Origin of the sequence: Halomonas sp. 707D4 (genome assembly GCF_024158685.1) — a bacterium.
Classification (GTDB): domain Bacteria; phylum Pseudomonadota; class Gammaproteobacteria; order Pseudomonadales; family Halomonadaceae; genus Vreelandella.
Genome location: NZ_JAMZBD010000620.1, coordinates 1 through 1,538 on the forward strand (window position 1 = coordinate 1; position 1,538 = coordinate 1,538).

General features: G+C 62.9%; 3 protein-coding genes. All 3 read left to right on the forward strand.

Features of this window, described 5'->3' with window-relative positions; all coding sequences use genetic code 11:
• The coding region (locus tag BIS11_RS17270; protein ID WP_253586683.1) for a hypothetical protein at positions 1 to 531 on the forward strand (531 nt) is incomplete at its 5' end.
• 39 nt (positions 532 to 570) lie between these two features.
• Positions 571 to 1,269, forward strand: coding sequence for a DUF3592 domain-containing protein (locus BIS11_RS17275; RefSeq protein WP_253426189.1), 699 nt, complete (start codon positions 571 to 573; stop codon positions 1,267 to 1,269).
• An 87-nt stretch (positions 1,270 to 1,356) separates the two neighbouring features.
• Positions 1,357 to 1,538, forward strand: a 182-nt coding sequence (locus tag BIS11_RS17280) for a LemA family protein (RefSeq protein ID WP_253586685.1), incomplete at its 3' end; no start/stop codon positions are given.

Below are 1,538 nucleotides of genomic sequence, written 5' to 3' on the forward strand. Positions count from 1 at the left end.
GACGTCGAGGCCTTCCAGGCATACCAGGAGCACTATGCACGCCTCGTCGCCGCCCGCCCGAACATCGAGGCGATCCCATCATCGCTCGACCGGGCGCGCTACGGCCAAGACGTCGAGGCGCTCGTCGACAGCGGCTACCGCTTTCTCGCGAACAGCCCCGAGATCGCCATCGACCCGCTCGAGGCGCACGTCGTGATGCCCGAATACGGCCTCGACGTCTCGCCCCGCCTGAGCGCCGAACTGCGCTTCGACGGGCAGGCGCTCTCCCGAGAGGCGCTCTACGCCCTGGCGCTCACGAGCGACCTGGTCGTCGGCGACGCTCTCGATGCCCAGATGCCCATGAGCGGCGAACAGGCGAGCCAGTACCTCTTGCAGCGCCTGTTCTTCGACGTTCGCCTGACCACGCCGCCGCGCGAGGTGCTGGAGCAGTTGCCGCTGATGGTCGGCCTGATGATCGACCCGGATCGCGACGAGCAGACGCTGACCTGGGATCAGGGGCGGCTGAGCATCAATGGCGAAGCGGTGATGTAGACACCACACTTTCATTTGGAAACCATCGAGGGATCGAGCATGTGGGTCATCAAGCTGATGCGGATCGTTTTCATTCTGGTGGGGGCGGCCTTGCTGGTGCTCGCCGTCTCTCTCTTTCAGCAATCGCGCGCGTTTCACGCCAAGGCCGACTCCACCGAAGGCAGGGTGGTCGAACTGGTAGAGTCGCGCTCCCAGGACTCCACCACCTACCGTCCGGTCGTGACGTTCACCACCGACGACGGTACTCGAGTGCAGTTCACCTCGCGGGAGGGAAGCAACCCGCCGCGCTACGCGCCCGGCGAGCGCGTCGAGGTGCTTTTCGACCCCGACAACCCGCGAAATGCCCGTCTCGACGGCTTGTTCGACACGATCGGCGCCTGGATGATCGTCGGAGGAATCGGCGCCGTGTTCCTTGCCGGCGCTGTGGGCAGCCTGCTGTTTTCGCGTTTCACCGCCTCCCAGAACGCACGACTGCGCGAACAGGGGCTGCGCCTTGAAACCACCTACCAGGGCGTTGAGCGCAATACGGGGCTCTCCGTCAACGGCCGTCATCCTTATCGCGTCACTTCGCAGTGGCTGAACCCGGAAAGCCTCGAGGTGCACGTTTTCAAGAGCGAGAACCTCTGGTACGACCCCTCGTCCTATCTCGAAACCGATACCATCCCGGTCTTCATCGAACAGGGCAATCCCAGGAAATACCACATGGATCTGAGTTTTCTGCCTAGACTGGCCAAGTGACAAGCGCCCTGCACGCCTGCGCGCCTGCGCGTGGCACCGTCCTGTCGAAGGGCTTCTTCTCATCATCGATCACTACAAGGAACTGCCATGATCACCACCTTGATCGTCGTCGCCGTCATCGCCCTGATCGTCTTCTACGTCGTGAGCGTCTACAACCGGCTCGTATCGCTTAAAAACCGCTTCCAGAACGCCTTCGCCCAGATCGAGGTGCAGCTCAAGCGCCGCCACGACCTGATTCCCAACCTGGTCGAGACCGCCAAGGCGTATCT